The 17722-nt window shown below is 56.3% G+C and carries 12 protein-coding genes; 2 read left to right on the top strand and 10 right to left on the bottom strand.

Annotated features, from left to right (window positions below; all coding sequences use genetic code 11):
* Window positions 1-142: 142 nt before the first annotated feature.
* The 4 genes from QTL79_RS11175 to QTL79_RS11160 all read right to left on the bottom strand — a co-directional run bounded on the left by QTL79_RS11175 (window position 143) and on the right by QTL79_RS11160 (window position 8097).
* On the bottom strand, window positions 143-5419 hold the full coding sequence (locus QTL79_RS11175; protein WP_346355052.1) for a diguanylate cyclase: 5277 nt from the start codon (window positions 5417-5419) through the stop codon (window positions 143-145).
* Between the two features lie 176 nt (window positions 5420-5595).
* Window positions 5596-6873 (bottom strand): dicarboxylate/amino acid:cation symporter, encoded by a 1278-nt coding sequence (locus tag QTL79_RS11170; RefSeq protein ID WP_346355051.1) that lies wholly within the window; start codon window positions 6871-6873, stop codon window positions 5596-5598.
* 300 nt (window positions 6874-7173) lie between these two features.
* On the bottom strand, window positions 7174-7800 hold the full coding sequence (locus tag QTL79_RS11165) for a phospholipase D family nuclease (protein WP_346355050.1): 627 nt from the start codon (window positions 7798-7800) through the stop codon (window positions 7174-7176).
* A 93-nt stretch (window positions 7801-7893) separates the two neighbouring features.
* The gene (locus tag QTL79_RS11160) at window positions 7894-8097 is read right to left on the bottom strand and encodes a TOBE domain-containing protein (RefSeq protein WP_346355049.1); all 204 of its coding nucleotides are present in this window, start codon (window positions 8095-8097) and stop codon (window positions 7894-7896) included.
* A gap of 145 nt (window positions 8098-8242) precedes the next feature.
* Here QTL79_RS11160 and modB point away from each other — a divergent pair, with 145 nt between their 5' ends.
* Together modB and QTL79_RS11150 are read left to right on the top strand one after the other, a co-directional pair.
* The gene (modB, locus tag QTL79_RS11155) at window positions 8243-8929 is read left to right on the top strand and encodes a molybdate ABC transporter permease subunit (RefSeq protein ID WP_346355048.1); all 687 of its coding nucleotides are present in this window, start codon (window positions 8243-8245) and stop codon (window positions 8927-8929) included.
* The gene (locus QTL79_RS11150) at window positions 8929-9642 is read left to right on the top strand and encodes an ATP-binding cassette domain-containing protein (protein ID WP_346355047.1); all 714 of its coding nucleotides are present in this window, start codon (window positions 8929-8931) and stop codon (window positions 9640-9642) included. Before modB ends, QTL79_RS11150 begins: the two co-directional genes overlap by 1 nt.
* 67 nt (window positions 9643-9709) lie before the next feature.
* On the opposite strand, the gene hydA is transcribed toward QTL79_RS11150, so the two are convergent.
* The 6 genes from hydA to xdhB all read right to left on the bottom strand — a co-directional run bounded on the left by hydA (window position 9710) and on the right by xdhB (window position 17720).
* Window positions 9710-11092 (bottom strand): dihydropyrimidinase, encoded by a 1383-nt coding sequence (gene hydA / locus QTL79_RS11145; RefSeq protein ID WP_346355046.1) that lies wholly within the window; start codon window positions 11090-11092, stop codon window positions 9710-9712.
* A 309-nt stretch (window positions 11093-11401) separates the two neighbouring features.
* Window positions 11402-12754 carry a nucleobase:cation symporter-2 family protein gene (locus tag QTL79_RS11140; RefSeq protein ID WP_346355045.1) on the bottom strand — a complete coding sequence of 451 codons (1353 nt, stop codon included), beginning with the start codon at window positions 12752-12754 and terminating at the stop codon, window positions 11402-11404.
* Window positions 12755-12806: 52 nt separating this feature from the next.
* A complete protein-coding gene (gene ade / locus QTL79_RS11135) occupies window positions 12807-14555 on the bottom strand; it encodes an adenine deaminase (protein WP_346355044.1) in 1749 nt (582 codons plus the stop codon).
* 18 nt (window positions 14556-14573) lie between these two features.
* Window positions 14574-15911, bottom strand: a complete 1338-nt coding sequence (locus tag QTL79_RS11130) for an NCS2 family permease (protein ID WP_346355043.1) — start codon at window positions 15909-15911, stop codon at window positions 14574-14576.
* 358 nt (window positions 15912-16269) lie between these two features.
* Window positions 16270-16839 (bottom strand): xanthine dehydrogenase subunit XdhC, encoded by a 570-nt coding sequence (xdhC, locus tag QTL79_RS11125; protein ID WP_346355042.1) that lies wholly within the window; start codon window positions 16837-16839, stop codon window positions 16270-16272.
* Window positions 16836-17720, bottom strand: a complete 885-nt coding sequence (gene xdhB, locus QTL79_RS11120) for a xanthine dehydrogenase subunit XdhB (RefSeq protein WP_346355041.1) — start codon at window positions 17718-17720, stop codon at window positions 16836-16838. Before xdhB ends, xdhC begins: the two co-directional genes overlap by 4 nt.
* Between the last annotated feature and the right edge of the window lie 2 nt (window positions 17721-17722).

The following is a 17722-nucleotide window of genomic DNA, read 5'->3' as shown; positions in this document are numbered from 1 at the left end:
GCGCCTCGCTTTTAGGAAGAACTGCAAAGGCACGAAGCTAAGGAAGAGCGAAAGAGTTTTATCTTACAAAACTCCCTCGCTCTTTCTTTTCCCTTCGTGTCTTCGTATTGAAACCTTTTTTATCGCGCAAAAGAGGGCTTTGCTACAAGCCGTCGACGCGGTTGCGGCCCGAGCGCTTTGCCGTATACAGCGCGCGATCCGCCCGACCAAGGAAGGTTTCCCAGCTTTCTTCCTCGCTGCCGAGTACGGTGACGCCGATGCTGACGGTGCATTTCACCTCTTGCCCTTCCCAGGCTACGCGGTTCTCTTCCATTGAAACTCGAATCCGCTCCGCGACCGCTTTTGCGGCTGGCAGCGCCGTCTCCGGCAACAGCGCGGCGAATTCTTCGCCGCCCAAGCGGCCCAGATGATCGCTGTTGCGCAGATTGTGGCGACAGAGTTGGGTAAATTGGCGCAAGACCTCGTCGCCGCACGGATGTCCATAGGTGTCATTCACGTCTTTAAAGCGATCCAGGTCCATGACCAAAAGCGCCACCGGCCGCTGGTAGCGGCGCGCTCGCTGCAGTTCGGCCTGCACTTGGTCGACAAAGTGACGGCGATTCGCAATGCCCGTCAACATATCGGTGGTAGCCAGCATCACAAGTTCCCCCTCCAGCGCCTTTCGCTCCGTAATATCGCGCGAAATGCCAAGCAGACCTTCCACCTGGCCGCGCTTGTCGGTAAGCAGCGTTACGACGTTCTCCACTTCTACGCTCGCGCCATCCGCACGCAGATAACGGCAGTCCCAGCGATCCGGCAACAAGGCGGCCGGCCGGCCGGCCTGGTAGCCTTCTGTAAGGCATTGCAGGCGTTTTGTGAATTCAGCCCGGCTTTCTTCGCTGAGCAAAACCTCAACCGATTTTCCTTTCACTTCGTCGGCCCGCCAACCGGTCAGGCGAAGAATCGACGGGCTGGCATAGGTGAAGGAAAAGTCGTCCGGCCGGATCGTCCAGATCACATCCGCCGCGTATTCCGCAATCAGACGATAGCTTCGTTCACTATCCGCCTGCGCAAGCAGCGCCTCTTCCAGCGCCTTCGTCCGCTTCGCGACCCGTTCTTCCATCTCCCGCCAAAGGCGCGCGTTTTCGAGCGCCACCGCCATTTGCGTCGACAACATTTCCAGCAGCCGGATCCGGTCTTCGGTAAAGACGCCGCGCGCGCTGTTGTTTTCCAAGTACAACACGCCCATCCGCTTGCCTTGGCTGTGCATCGGCAGACAAAGCACCGATTTCACGTGGTTCTGACGTACACAGCTGTCGGCGGCAAAGCGGCGGTCTTCTTCGGCTGAAGGCAGCCAAAGCAGACGCTGTCCGGCAAGCGCATAGCGCAGCAAAAGCAACGGGATGCGCTCGCTGCCTTCGCTCAAGCGTTCTGCCTGCAGGCTAATCACCGGCGGCCGCGCGGCAAAGCCTTCCGCTTCCAGCCACAACGCATCACCGACTTCACTTAAGAAACAGACCCGCTGCGCACCGCTGTTTTCCAACACAATCCGTACCATCTTCGTCAACAGTTCTTCCAAGTTCCGCTCTCCGGCGACGACGCGCGATGCCTCGAGCACCGCCATCCAGTCCCAGCGGTCCAACCCGTTTGCCGCCTGACTTTGCGCCTGAATGAACGCATGTTCATCGCGCATTTTACTCGCCTTGCCCAGCGCGCCCCAAGCCGTGTACAGGCTGTGCGCCTGGTTCAAATATGCACGGCCCACGACATCTCTGCCGCGCGCGAGAAAGAATCGGCCGCCCAGTTCCCAGGCCAGCGCCTCCTCACCCAGACAGTCGTACTGTTTAGCCAGGCTTGCCGCCTGTTCGTAAAGTGCGCCCGCTTCATCCCACTGTCTGCGGATACGCAAACGTTCCGCTTCCACCAGGTAATATTTATGCAGATGATTTTCCGGTGCATGCTGCGCCCAGCGCCAGAGTCTGCGCTGATTCTCCTCGACCACTTCGTCTTCGGCCGTTTCGCTTTTCTCTTGCCCGGCCAGACGCGCCAGCGATTCATAGAAATGAAAGACAGGCGTCGTATACATCGCGTTTACGCCCGCCAACTGCTGTCGGCATTCTTCCGCCAGCTTGCGCAGGCCCGCTTCCTCTTCGCGCAGCAAATAGTCGCCGATCAGGCGCGTTATTTTCTCATAAAGTTTTCCTGTCGCCTCTTTCTGGCTGGCCGCCAAAGGCTCTTCGCCGCCCGCAGTCCCCTGTCCCTGCAAGCGGGTGACCAGCGTCAGGAAAAACTGATTCCAGCCGGCCGTTTTGCTCTGTCCCCATTGCGTCAAACGCTCTTTTACCGCCAGCATCTCCGTTTGCAGGTCGTTCAAGTCGAATCCGGCATAAAAAGCGTATTGCAAACGCTGCGCCGCCGCGTAACCGCCATATTCGAAGTCGCCCGTCTCCCAAGCGCTCTGATATGCCTCTTCCAGTACAGGCAAGCTCTCTTTCACCGCTTCTCGCCAGTGAAGAATATGCGAGCCAAAGACAAACAGCGTCTTTGTCCGCAAACTGACCGTCTGGTATCGCTTGCTCACGGCCAGCGCCAAGCGGCCAAAACGATAGCCCGCTTCGACATGTTGATACATGCCGGCCAAAATCGCGCCATAGCTTACGTAGCCATAGGCGGCATACGGCGAATTGCCTTGCGTCACCGAGATCTCGACCAAACGGCAGATCACCATGATGAATAAAGGCTGCGACGTCTGATACGTCGGCGCACCCATCCGGGTCAGCACGCGCAGTACGGCCAGCGCCTTCAGATCCGTAAGGCGCGGCAGTTCTTCCAATTCCTGCATGCCGCGCCCGCCGAGCGCCGCCTGTACCCGGTCCACTTCCGGCCAGACCTCGTCCAGACGCACTTCGCGCGGCAACACCAAATCCAGCGCCGCCAGCGCCTCAAGCCCCGCGCTCACAGCCTCTTCAATGCGCGACTGCGCGATCCGGTTCTGGATTCTCACTTCATAGGCAGGCACTCTGTCGAGCAGCGTCATGCCCCGCTCCAGCACAATCTCGCTCCAGCTTTCACTTTGCGCAAACATGCCGCCGAGGCAGGCCGCCTCGGCGCCCTCACTATAAAGCGCCAATGCCAACGCATAATCGGATTGCCACTGCTCTTTTGCTAAAAGCGCTATGCCGGCGGAAAAATAACCATAGGCAGAGCGATAAGCGGCTGACGCTTTCGCCCTGCGGCCCGCTTCGAGATTCAAGATCATAACGCGGCGAATCTCGCCCGCCTCTGAAATGATATGCGCCGCCAGATTCCATTGATCGACCAGTTCAAAAATTCGTTTGCCCCGCTCCGCCGGTTCGAGCGAATCATAGAGCGAGCGGGCGATCTGCAAATGGTAGCGGGCCGCGCTCTCTTTTTCCAGCATCGCATAGGCCACTTCCTGGATGCGGTCATGCGCAAACTTATAGCCGTACTCGGTCGAGAGCAACAAGCCTTCCGCGACGGCCAGACGCAGCGTCGCCGCAACCTGCCAAGGCGACTTTTCCGCGATCGCGGCCAACGTGTCGCGCAAGACGCGAATGCCGAAACAGGAGGCCAGGATCAAAAGCTCCAGCGTCGCACTGGGCAGACTCTTTACCTTTTCCGTCATCAGTCCAACTACATTGTCGGCCAGGCTCGTCTCGCGAATGGCCGCCAGACTCCACTGCCAGGCTCCTTCCTCACGCGAGAACGAAAGCAGCCCCTGATCGTGCAGGTGCTCCAAAAAACGTGATAAGAAGAGGATGTTCCCCTGCGTCCGGCCGTAGACCAGTTCCGCCAGCTGCGCGACATTCTCTCCCCGCACGCCAAGAACCTCTTCCAAGATCTTCAGCGTCACTTCATAGGGATGCTCTTTCAGCGTCAACTGCAGCAGCGACGTTTCCTGCTGCATCTGTTCAAGCCAACCGGACAGCAGATTTTCCCCATCCAGTCGGTTCTCGCGATAAGCGGCGATCACGACCAGCGCAGCCTGACTCTGTGAAATTTCCCGCAGCAATTTTAAAGACGCAAGATCCGCCCACTGCAAGTCGTCGAAAAACAGAACTACCGGGCGCTCCGGTTCGGCAACGATCTGAAAGAAGCGCTTTACGGCAACGAAAAGTCTTTTTTCCGCATCGCCGCCGTTCGTCTCCTCCGTCGGCGTCGCCCGGCCGAGCAGCGCTTCGCCGCGCGGCAAAAAGTCGGCCAGCAGCGCCGCGCCTTCGCCAAGCGCAATCAGCAGACGGCTGCGCAATTCGCCCACGTCTTCCGGCGCTTTCGCCAGCAATTGCGCCATAAGTTCTTCACAGGCCTCATACCAGCCGGAATATGGCAGGCTGCGATGAAGTTCCTGAAATTTACCTTCGCCGAACACGCCGCCCTGCATCAGCACCGGCCATTGCAGTTCGCGCGCCAGCCAGGATTTGCCGACTCCGGAACGGCCTGTGAGCAAAACCGTCTGACATTCGAGCTGCGTCGCTTTCGCAAGGCAGGCCAGCAGCTGTTCCCGTTCTTCGACCCTGCCGTAGAAGTGATCCGGCAAACGGAGGATATCAAGCTTGTCATGACTCGCCAGGACAAACAACGGGATCGCCTGCTTCATTCGCCACTCGCGCAGGCAATGCTGCAGGTCATAGGCGACGCCCGCCGCTGATTGATAGCGGCATTCCGGATCTTTTTCCAGCAAACGTCCGATCAGATCGCCGAGAATCGTCGGCGCGGCCGGACAAGCGGCCGTTAACGGAAGCGGCGCAACCGCCATATGGCAATGAATCCACTCCTGCGCGCTCTTAGCCTGAAACGGCAGCTGCCCTGCGATCAAGCGATATAAAAGCAGTCCCAGCGTATAAAGATCCGTGCGCCAATCCATTTCGCGCCGCATCCGCCCGGTCTGCTCCGGCGACAGATAGGCCGGATCGAGCCGCAAAGCGGCGTCGCTGGCCTTAAGCGCCATTTGCGCGCTTACACCGCTGGCGACGTCAGTCCCCCAGATCTTAACGTTTGCCGTTTGCGGCGCATAAAGGATGTTCTCCGGACGCAGCGCCGCATGGACAATTCGTTGCTGATGCAGATCCGACAACCCTTCCGCCAACGCGACGCCGATTTCCAAAGCCTGCTCTAAGGTAGGCTCCGCCGTTTCCAGCCAGCTGGCCAGCGGAAGCCCCGCAAAATCTTCCCAAACCAAAAACCAGCCGTCATCGTCCTGTTCTAAGTCAAGCACCGTCATGACGCGCGGCGAATGTACTCCGGCCAGCAGCTCATATTCGCGCAGCACCGTCTGACTGTTCACACGCCTGGCCGTATCGTTGCGGCTAAAGGTGAGCAAGACCGGATGCTTATCCCGGCGGCGTATGCCACGAACAATGCGATAATCTTCTCGCTCCTGCAGCAATTCTTGCAATTCATAACCTGGATGTTGCAACATAGCTACCCCCTCGCCTTATAACTGGCCCAGCGGCTTTTTCCGCTCCTACTGCATTGCAGTATTCTCCTTTTCCGTATTCGACATGCGCTCGACAAATCCCGCTTCTTCTCCGTTTTCTGCAAAAATAAAAAGAAGCTGCCCTTCCCTTACGGGTCGGACAACTTCTCCGTGATTTTTCAAGAAACTTTTGCCGTTTCACAGGCCGACTCGGCCTCAGCGCTCTGGATCGCCTGAAACTTTCTCGGCTCAAAATCCTTTTCCCACTTGGCGATTACAATCGTGGCAATGCCGTTACCGATCAGGTTGGTCAGCGCACGTCCCTGCGACATGAAACGGTCAATGCCGAAGATCAGCGCCAAGCCGGCTACCGGAATGCCGGGGATGACCGACAGCGTGGCCGCCAGGACGATGAAGCCGCTGCCGGTCACGCCGGATGCGCCCTTCGACGTCAGCATCAGCACCGCCAGGATCGTCAGCTGCTGCACCAGCGTCAGGTCGCTGTTCGTCGCCTGCGCGACGAAGATGGCCGCCATCGTCAGATAGATTGAAGTACCGTCAAGATTGAACGAATATCCGGTCGGGATGACCATGCCGACCACGGATTTACCGCAGCCCATCCGTTCCAATTTTTCCATGATGCGCGGCAGCACGCTCTCGGAAGAGGCCGTACCGAAGACGATCAGCAATTCTTCCTTTATATAGGAGAGAAACGGAAAGAGGCCTACGCCGGTCCAGTGCGCCACCGGTCCGAGCACGACGAGGACGAAGACGATGCATGTGCCGTAAAAGCAAAGCAGCAGTTTAGCCAGTGGGCCGAGCGACGCCAGGCCGTATTTTCCGATCGTAAAGGCCATCGCGCCAAACGTGCCGATCGGCGCCAAACGCATAATCAGGTCGACAAGTTTAAAGAGACAGTGCGACAGATCCGTTATGATCTTAAAGAGAATGCTCTCCTTGCCAAGCAGCGACAGCGCCCAGCCGAAAAGGAGCGAGATCAAAAGGACCTGCAGGATATCGCCTTTGGCAAAGGCGTCAACCACCGTATTCGGAATAATGTTCATGAAGAAATCCAGCGAGCTTTGGCTCTTGGCCGCCGTCGTATAGCTGGCGATCGCTTTGGTGTCGAGCGTCAGCGGGTCGATGTTCATGCCGACGCCGGGCGCGAGGAAATTCACCGCGACAAGACCGAGAATCAGCGCAAAAATCGAAACCACTTCAAAATAGAGCAGCGCCTTGCCGCCGACCCGTCCGACCTTCTTCATACTATCCATTCCCGCAATGCCGGTCACGATAGTGCAAAAAATAATCGGCGCGATAATCATCTTGATCAATTTAATGAAGGCATCACCTAACGGCTTCATTGCCTCACCGGTCGCAGGTGCAAAATGACCCAACGCAATGCCGACAACGATGGATACCAGCACTTGTACATGTAAAGAGCGTAACCACGACATGATGAATCCTCCCTTTCTCCAACAAGAGTAAGTTCTTTTCGTAACGATCATAAAGCACATTTATGCTACCCCTAGAGTACCATAAGTGATTATAAATACAATCCTTTGCGAGTAAATACACAGTATACAACCTTTCGCAAATTAACTGCATTTTCAGATTATTTTTGTTAACATCGCATACTTTCTATTTTAAATTCTCCATAACACGGCCACTTTTCTTCGTTTAACATCCCTTGCAGCCAACAAAAGAGAAAAGCACGCTCAGCCCTGCAGCCAAGCGTGCTTCCGTAACGACCTTCATCACTGAGCCTTATAATCCTCCGTTCCCGACCAGCGCCACTGCCAGTTTTGTACGTATAAATCGGCCAGCGCCTTATTGCCTCGCATAAGCAAAACGTTTTCCGTGTTCTTCTCCTCCGCCGCCTTCGTAAAATTGAATGAACCGGTAACCACATTGATTCCATCGATGATCATAATCTTATTGTGCGCAATCGCAAAATCATGATCGATTTTCACCGGGATCCCGGCGTTGGCCAGGAAGGTCGCCGAGGTATATTTCTCCGACTCCTGCGATTTATCGAGGATCACTTTCACATCGACGCCGCTTTTTTTAGCATTGACCAGCGCTTGTGCGATGTCACTGCTGGTAAAGCTGTATGCCTGCACCTGTACGCTCTTTTTCGCTTCTTTGATTGCTTTGACCACTAATTCAGTTCCGCCGCCTTTCGGTGAAAACGCAACTTCTATCGTTCCTGTTGCGTTTACCGTGTGCGCCGTCTTAAGTCCGTCCGGCAGGTTTTCCTTCACCGAAACGTCCGCCGCTGAAGACGCTTTTTTATCCTTGCTGCAGCCGGTAAAGACGCCCGCCGAAAAAGTCAGTAGCAATGCAATGCCGATTACGCCATATCGTTTCACAGATTGATTCATGCCATCCTCCTGAAAATCTATTTATTCATTGAGTATACCATCCGTATGCAAAAAGCCGCCAATTCAAAAATTGGCGGCTTTTTGCATACGACATCATTTCATGATCATCATTTCCGTCGCTTTGACCAGCGCCGTGACCTGATCGCCGACCTTCAGGCCCAAATCTTGCACCGAATCATTGGTAATCACCGCGACCAGCTCATCGCCTTTGTAGTCCATCACGATCTTGGCCATCACGCCGCCCTGGACAATTTCCTTGATTGTGGCGCCCATTTTATTTCTGCCGCTGATTTTCATTTTTCATCCTCCTTTCTTTCATTTTTGCATATAGACCGTATTCTCTTTTATTCCTAAAACTCCTGTTTTTTACTGATTGTTTGCAACGTCATTTGCCACTATACTTATAGTATTATATTATCCGGTAAAGTGTGGGTGATGCTCTTTGTTTGATTGGTTTCCCGTTTTGCTTTCGCTTAAGGTGGCTGCGGTTTCGCTGGTCATTGTTTTTTTCCTCGGCGTTGCCAGTGCTTTTGTTATGCACCGTTGGCATTTTCCCGGCCAATCCATTCTTGAAGCCCTCTTTATGCTGCCGCTCGTGCTGCCGCCAGTCGTCACCGGCTTTCTCCTGCTGCTGCTGATCGGAAAGCAGGGGCCGCTTGGTTATTGGTTGCACAGTTGCTTTGACCTGCAACTTATTTTCACGGTCTATGCCGCTATCCTGGCAGGCGTCGTCGTCGCTTTTCCTTTGATGTATCAAAGCACCAAGGCCGCTTTTTCGCGTGTTGATCATCGTTTGGAAGATGCCGCCCGAACACTCGGCGCGAGCGAATGGCGCGTTTTTTTCACGATCACGTTGCCGCTCGCCAAAGGCGGTTTATTGTCCGGCATGGTCTTATCGTTCGCACGTGCGCTAGGCGAATTCGGCGCAACGATCATGGTCGCCGGAAACATCCCCGGTCGTACGCAAACGCTGCCGCTAGCCATTTATTTTGCCGCCGAAGCCAACGATTTATCGAAGGCAGGAGCTTATGTACTTTTAATCAGCGCGCTTACCTTCCTTTTAATTTTCGGCTTGAACCGCTGGAATAAGCCGACTGGGCGACGCGCTTCCGAACAGGGGTGGTTTTGATGTTGCAAGTCAAAATTCAAAAACATTTGCCCGATTTTAGTCTGGAAATGGATTTTTCTCTTACCAACCGCATTCTTGTGCTATTCGGCCCGTCCGGCAGCGGCAAGACCACGCTGCTGCGCTGCATCGCCGGCTTGACTACGCCGGATAGTGGAAAAATCTGCTTAGACGGCATCACCTATTACGATTCGGAGCTAGGCCTGTTTTTGCCGCCCCGCCAACGCCGCGTCGCTTACATGTTTCAGGAATATGCATTGTTTCCGCATATGAATGTCCGGCAAAACATCCGTTATGGACTCTCGAAGCCGGACAGCACTACTGAAGATTTGTACGCCAGCCTGCTTGATAGCCTTAAGATTAGCCACCTTATCGAGCGCGATGTCCGGCAATTATCGGGCGGTGAACAACAACGCGTCGCTCTGGCCAGAGCCTTGGTCACGCAGCCTAAAGTCTTGCTTTTAGACGAACCCCTTTCCTCCTTGGATTGGGACACCCGCCAGGAATTGCAACAGGAGCTGCGCACGCTGCAGGAGTTGTGGCGCATCCCATTTGTCTTGGTCACCCACCACCGGGATGAAGCGGAAAGCGTCGGTGACGACATCATCTTCCTCGCCCAGGGCAAGCCCCGTACGCCGCCGCTCGATTGTAGCAGCGCGGAAGCACGCTTGCTGCTGGGCGCTGAGGACGAGGAATTGACAGGCGTCAGCTATTAAAGAACACTGGCCGATAATGAAAAAGAGCACGCGAAAATCTTCCGACGCGCTCTTTTTCTTATACGCTTTACTTCATCAGCGGTTTACGCTTCAGGTACTGCCCTCTATCCGGCGCAGCCAAAATAGTGCCTTCGTCAAACGCCAGTTGACCGCGCAGATAGACTTGGCGCACCGCCCCTTGCGTCTTTATTCCTTCATACGGCGTATAATCCACGCGCTGCTGTTGCGTTTTTGCCGTGATCATTCCTGTTGCCGTCGGATCCCAGACCACGATGTCGGCATCGCTGCCCGGCGCAATCGTTCCTTTCTTCGGATAGAGGCCGAAAAGCTTCGCGGGCTGCGCCGCGCAGCGCATCACCCAGTCGTTCAGGCTGATGCGCCCAGCGAGCACGCCATAGCTATAAAGAAGCGCCAGGCGGTGTTCGACGCCGGGGATGCCATTCGGAATGCGACTGAAGTCACTTCGCCCCAGTTCTTTCTGTCCTACAAAGTTGAAGGAGCAATGGTCGGTCGCCACCGTATCGAGCACGCCTTGCTTCAGCCCGTTCCAGAGCATCGTCTGATTCTCCTTGTCGCGCAGCGGCGGCGACAATACGAACTTGGCGCTCTCAAAACCCGGCAGGAGATATCGCTCTTCATCCAGCACCAGGTACTGCGGGCAAGTTTCCGCATAGACCGCCTGACCGCGCGCCTTGGCCTCGCGCACCGCTTCGAGCGCCGCGCCGCTGCTGAGATGCACGATAAAGACCGGCGACTTCGCCGTTTCCGCTATTTTAATGATACGCTGCACCGCTTCCAGTTCGACCGTGATCGGACGACTGAGAGGATGATAGCGCGGGCCGCAGTGACCGTTCTCCAGTTCCTGCCTGGCCAGTTCGACGATCAGATCTCCGTTTTCGCAGTGCACGCAAAGGATCGCGCCCAGACGATCGAGCGCCTGCATAGCCTGGAACAGGACGTCATCCGCAACCTGCAGACTGCCTTTGTAGGCCATATACATCTTATATGACGTCACGCCGTCTTTTCTTACCAACTCCGGCAATTCAGCCGTCACCGCTTCATTCCAATCGGTGATCGCCATATGAAAGCCATAATCTACATAACAACCTTTGGCGGCCCGTTTATGCCAGTTCGCCATGCCCTGGCGCAGCGTCTCGCCTTTGAACTGCGTCGCATAGTCGATAAAGGTTGTCGTCCCGCCGCTGAGTGCGGCGCGGCTGCCGCTGACAAAATCGTCCGCGGTCGCCATCGTACCAATCGGCAGGTCAAAATGCGTATGTGCGTCGATGCCGCCCGGCACGAGCAGGCAGCCTGTCACATCGCGCACTTCATCGCCCGACTGCCGGATGTCACTGCCGAGCGCGGCAACCGTCTCGCCTTCGATTCGGACATCCGTCCGGCAACATTCCGCAGCCGTTACCACAGTGCCGCCCTGCAACACGATCCCCATTTCCGTTCCTCCTTTATCAAAAAGGCTGCTACGTTTATTTGAAAACGGCAGAGTCTTAACACGAAGAAGAGAAGAGAAGAAGTGCAAAGCTAAGGAGAAGTTAGAGTTATTTTTTTGTATTAATAATCCCTTCCCATCTTTCTTTTCCTCTTCCCCTCTTCGTGTTAAAAAAACCTCGCCAAACACGAGCAACGTTTCGTTTTCATTTTTACTCCCACAGCCTGCGAAATAAAATACACAGCGCGGCAGCGTTATTATATTCATTATAATCGCTTTGCACCACGCTGTGTGTGTTTCGCTGCGCCGATTTTAACCGGCCGCTTCTTCATGAAGTTTTTCCGCATGCGTCATGCCGCCTGCGCCGTCGTGCTTCACGCCGTTTAGGAAGGCGTTGAGCAAAATCGCCGCGATACTGCCGGCCGTGATGCCGCTGTGCAGGATGACCTGCATCCAGCTCGGGAAATCGTGATAGAAGTTCGGCTGCGCCAGCGTGATCATGCCGATGCCGATGCTGATGCCGACGACCATGATATTATTCGTGCCTTCGAATTCGATCTTGGAGAGCGTCTTGATGCCGCTTGCGGCAACCATGCCAAACATCGCGATCCCAGCGCCGCCGAGCACCGCGCTCGGAATGCCCGCGATAACCGCGGCCAGCTTGGGCACAAGACCGAGAACGATCAGGATGACGCCCGCCGCCGCAACGACGAAGCGGCTTTTGACGCGCGTCAGGCCGACCAGGCCGACATTCTGCGCAAAGGCCGTATAAGGAAAGCTGTTCAGTATCCCGCCCAGGACGGTCGAAAATCCGTCGGCGCGCAGGCAACGCGCCAGGTCATTGCTCGTCACCGGTTTGTCGATGATCTCACCGATCGCGATGCTGTCGCCGGTCGTTTCCGTCATGACGACCAACATCACGAGAACCATCGATACGATCGAAGCGATGTCAAAAGTCGGATAGCCGAACCAGAACGGCGTCGTGATGCCGACCCAGGCCGCGCCGCTCACCTGCGAAAAATTGGCCATGCCAAATGGAATCGCGATGATCGTGCCGATGATCAAGCCCATCAGTACCGCAATGTTGCTGATAAACCCGGTGAAAAAGCGGTACATGACCAGTACGATCAGCATGACCGTGAACGCCATCGCAATATATTTCATGCTGGCAAAGTCAGGCGCCTTCGGGTTGCCGCCCGCTGCCCACATCACCGCGACCGGCATCAGCGTGATGCCGATGATCGTAATGATGCTGCCGGTGACGACCGGCGGGAAAAACCGCAGCAGCTTGCTGAAATAGGGTGCGAGGAGATACGTCACCAGACCGGCGACGATAATCGAGCCGTATACCGCCGGCAGTCCGTTGGTCTGGCCGATAATGATCATCGGCGTCACCGCCGCAAAGGTAACCCCTTGAATCATCGGAATCCGAATCCCCATGTTGCCGAAACCGAGCGTCTGGATCAGCGTCGCGATACCGCAGGTAAACAAGTCCGCATTAATGAGAAAAATAAGTTGCTCTTTACCGAGACCGAGTGCATTGGCCACAATCAAAGGAACCGCAACTGCGCCGGCATACATCGCCAGAACGTGCTGCAAGCCATAGATGAAAAGCTGTCCGAACGGCAGCATTTGGTCAACCGGGTGACATGATTTTTCCCCCATGCCTGATCACCTCATCTTTTATTCCTTATCGCCTATTTATTTTTCTTCTTGCTCAGGCGCCGTTGCTGTTTGCCGTACGGCTTTGCAAAACGGATACCGGAACGATCTTCGCACTTGCGACATCGACGAGCCCCGCATCGGTCAGTTTCAATTCCGGTATGACCGGCAAGCTAAGAAACGCCAGCGTCATGAATGGATCATAATCGGGCCGGATGCCCAGATCGCGCGCCACCGTCTGCAAAATCGCCAGCTCTTCCTGCACCCACTCCACTTCGCGATCCGCCATCAAACCCGCCAGCGGCAGCGGCAGGGAACCGAGCACCAACCCGTCGGCGACGGCCACCAGACCGCCTTGCATCCGTTCCGCCTGTCTCACGGCGAGCAGCATATCCTCGTCATTCACGCCAGCCACCACTAAATTGTGACTGTCATGCGCAACAGTCGATGCAATCGCACCGCGTTTCAGGCCGAGACCGCGCAGCAGGCCGACGCCGACCCGCCCGCTTCCTTTATGCCGTTCCCATACGGCCAGCTTGATGATATCCTTTTCCGGCTGTGCGATAAAAGCGCCGTCAACGACCTTTACCGGCAGCTCCAGGTCTTCCGTGACCAGCTGACCAGGAATCAGGCCGATCACCCTGGCGATCGGCGATTGGGCAGGCAGACGCAGCTGCTCTTTATCGACCCTGGCCAGATGCATCGTGTCGCGTACGATTCGCTCATCGACGCGGGCGTTGACCTGCAGCGCCTGACCGTTTTCCGCGGCAAGGACGCCGTTTTGCCAGACCCTTTCAGGCTGCCAAGAGACAAGGTCGCTAAACGCCAGGAGATCGGCCCGGTAACCGGGCGCAATCGCGCCGACATCGCGCAGGCCGAAGCAGTTCGCCGCATTGATGCTCGCCATCTGCAGCGCCAGACTGACGTCCAGCCCTTCTTTTACCGCAAGCCGCACCAGATGGTTGATGTGTCCGAGGTTCACCAGATCTTCCGGATGACGGTCATCGGTGACGAACATGCAGCGCCAGGCGGTCTTAGGCGTCACAACCGGCAGAAGCTGCAGAAGATTTTTCGCGGCCGAGCCTTCGCGCAGCATCAGATACATGCCCTGGCGCAAACGCTCAAGCGCCTGCTCAGGCGTCACGCATTCATGATCGCTGCCGATACCTGCCGCAATATAGGCCGTTAAGGCATAGCCTTCCAAACCGGGTGCATGTCCATCGATCGGACGGTTTCCCGCCATGCGCAGTTTTGCAAAAACCGCTTCATCCTGGTTGAGCACGCCGGGAAAATCCATGACTTCGCCCAGACCGATGACACGGGGATGCTTTAGAAACGGCTCCAGTTCCTGCGCCGAAAGATCCGCGCCCGACTGTTCGAGCGGGCTTGCCGGCACGCAGGACGGCAGCATGACATAGACGCGTAGCGGCAGATCTTCCGTCGCGTCAAGAATGAACTGGATGCCGCGTTCGCCGACGACATTGGCGATTTCATGCGGATCGGCGATGACGGTCGTCGTACCGGCGGCCACGACCAGACGGGCGAATTCGGTTGGGCTGACCAGCCCGCTTTCCAGATGGACATGCCCATCGATAAAACCGGGCGTTAGATATCGCCCTTTCAGATCGACCTCTTCCCTGCCGCTGTAACGTCCCACTCCGGCAATGTAGCCGCCTTGGATGGCCACGTCCCCGGGCAGGAATTCACCGGTAAAGACATGGAAGACCTGGGCATTCTTGAGAACCAGATCGGCCGGTTTTTCTCCGGCCGCAACAGCCACCAAGTCCTGCAACGGTTTTTGCATGACCACCCCTCCTTTTGCTTAATGCAGCCGCATATAGAAATTAACGAGAAATGCGATGCTGACCGCCCACATGATCCAGCTCACATCTTTTCCTTTACCGGTTAACACTTTCAAAAACGTGTAGCTGATGAAGCCGAAAGCGAAGCCGTTCGCGATGCTGAACGTCAGCGGCATCATGATGATCGTCAGGAAAGCCGGCAGGCCGTCCGTGAAATCGACGAAACTGACGCTGCTGATTTCGGCCATCATCAAAGCGCCGACCAGAATCAGCGCGGGTGCGGTCGCAAAGCCCGGCACGATGCCGATCAGCGGTGCGAAGATCAGCGAGACGACGAAGAGAGCGGCGACGACGATCGCCGTGAGACCGGTTCGCCCGCCTTCGGCGATGCCTGCGGCGCTTTCGACATAGGACGTCACCGTCGATGTGCCGAAAGCCGCACTGGCAATCGTACCCATCGCATCGGTGGTGAGCGCTTTATCGATGTTTTCAATCTCGCCCTTGTCGTCCATCAGTTTGGCCTTGCGCGTCAAGCCCATCAGTGTTCCCATATTATCAAACAATTCCACGATCGTAAATGTAAAAATGATCGAAAACAAACCGTATTCCCATGCGCCGCGCACGTCCATCTGCATGAACGTCGCCGACATGCTCGGCAGTTGGAAGCTCAGGATATCGCCGATTCCTTTCGGTACCGGTACTGCGCCGAAGGCCATGCCGAGCGCGGTCACCGCCATGATGCCGATCAGCATCGCTCCTTTTACGCCGCGCGCCATCAGCGCCGCGGTAAAAATGATGCCGATACAGGCTAAGAGCGGTTCGGCCTGCGTCAAGTGGCCGACGCTGACGAACGTCGCTTTGTCGGAAACGATGATGCCTGCGTTCTTAAGACCGATAAAGGCGATGAAGAGTCCGATGCCGACGCCGATCGCGCATTTCAGATTCATCGGTACGGCCTTGATGATCGCCTGGCGGATTCCGCCGAGCGTCAGGATCAGGAACAGGATGCCGGAAAAGAACACGGCGCCGAGCGCGACGGTCCAGTGCAGATGCAGCACGCCTACGACATAGTAGGCGAAAAAGGCATTGAGTCCCATGCCCGGCGCAACGGCGATCGGCATGTTCGCCCAGGCCCCCATCACCAGCGATGCGGTCGCGGTCGCCCAGATCGTCGATGCGATCGCCGCTTCTTTTGGAATTCCGGCATCGGCCAGAATGTTCGGATTGACGAAAATAATGTATGCGAGTGCGACGAAGGTAGTAAGTCCAGCAATTAACTCTGTTTTTACGTCGGTATTTTTTTCTTTCAGCTTAAAAATCCGTTCCAGGATTCCCTCTTGCGTTCTGGGCGGTTCCATTCGAGAAGCCTCCTTCAGATTGGCGCTCATACTATTCCCCCTTATGAAATCATTGCCATTCCTTTCTGACCCAGTACCGACTCTTGCCTTTGCTGCTTTCCCTTGCCGTGCCTCACCTCCTTTTCTTTTGCCTGATGATCGCGTTTCACACAGAGCATCTTGCGCACCCATCCTGGCGAGCCGTTTCGCGGCTTTTCGCCATCCGTCGCAGCGACGCCTCTGCTCGGGCATATTCTGCGCGTTCCGCCTCTTTTATCTCTTGCCACTTTCCGCCAAGGCGACGGCGGTCAGTACAAACCCCGTCCAGACGCCTGCACACGCAGCGCCTGCGGGAAGGTTTGTCAAAAGGAAGCGCCGCTTAGCGGCAACCGTTTTGCGCGCAGGTTTCGCCCTGCTGCTTAGCCTGCAGCGGCTCGCCCGCTCTTTCGAATTCCGGCGGCAGCGCTTTGCCGAGCCGCTTATACATCGTCCTTTTCACCGCACGCAGGACATTCTCATAGCCGGTGCAGCGACAAAGATGGCCGCTCAATCGTTTGCGCAGCTCGTCATCGTCATACTCCTGCCCGGTCTCAAGCACTTCGAGCGCGGTCATGATGAAGCCCGGCGTGCAGAAACCGCACTGCACGCCCGTTTCATCAATGAAAGCCTGCTGGATATCGCTGAGTTCTCCACCCGGACCGAGCAGGCCCTCCAGCGTGCGGATGCGCTTGCCTTTCGCCCAAACCGCCAGATAGAGGCAGGAATTATAACATTCGCCGTCGATCAGCACATTGCAGGCGCCGCATTCACCGACCTCGCAGCCTTTCTTGACCGAAGTCATGCGGTAGTCGTTGCGCAGCATATCGGTCAAAGAAGCCCTCGCATCGACCATGCAGGAGACGTCTTTTCCGTTAAGGTTGCATTCCACAAGACGATACTGATTGATCACAGGACCTCACCTCCACAGCGCTTCACCGCTTCATTCAGACAGCGTTTGGCCATTTCGACCGCGATATGCTGACGGAAATCCTTTGCCGCGCGCCAGGAGTCGCGCGGGTTGATATCGTTCAGGACGGCCCGGCTGAACGCCTCGAGCGTCGCCTGCGTGACCGGCTGACCGTTTGCCGCCGCTTCTGCGCTTGGCGTACGCATTGGTACAGGCCCGGCGACGCCGTATGCGATGCGCACGCGCGCAAAGCTCTTCTTATCCGCCGCAAGGCTGGCGTTAACCGAACAGCCAAGCGTCGCCAGATCCATCGCGTTGCGCATCGCGTACTTGATGTAAAAGCCGTGCGTGTTTTCGTAACTCTCTCTTGGGATGATCAGCGCGGTCTGTATTTCTCCGGGACGGATGTCGACGACGCCGGCCTTGATGTAAAACTCCTTGATCGGCAACTGACGAATGCCATCCGGGCCCGCAAGTTCGACAATCGCTTCCCAGGCATGCAGCGTCGACGCGGAGTCTGCCGAAGTCACGCCGTTACAGGTATTGCCGCCGATCGTGCCGACATTGCGAATTTGCGGGCCGCCGATCGTATCAACCGCTTCGCCCAACACATTGATGTACTGTTGGATGATCGGGTCGCGGGTGATGTGAGAAAAGCTCGTCAGCGAGCCGATGCGGATCGCGCCCGCCGCATCGAAGCGCACGCCGCGCAGCTCGTCGATCGTCTGGATGGAGATCAGTTCCTTGCCGGCGCGTTTACCTTCTCGCATCTGCACCAGGACATCGGTTCCGCCGGCGAGGATCTCGGCTTCCGGATGCTCGACGCGAAGCCGGATCGCATCTTGGATGCTTTGCGCCTCATATAACTCCTTCATATCATACATCG

The organism is Azotosporobacter soli (assembly GCF_030542965.1).
GTDB classification, from domain to species: domain Bacteria; phylum Bacillota; class Negativicutes; order SG130; family SG130; genus Azotosporobacter; species Azotosporobacter soli.
This window is presented reverse-complemented; position numbering and strand designations above follow the sequence as displayed.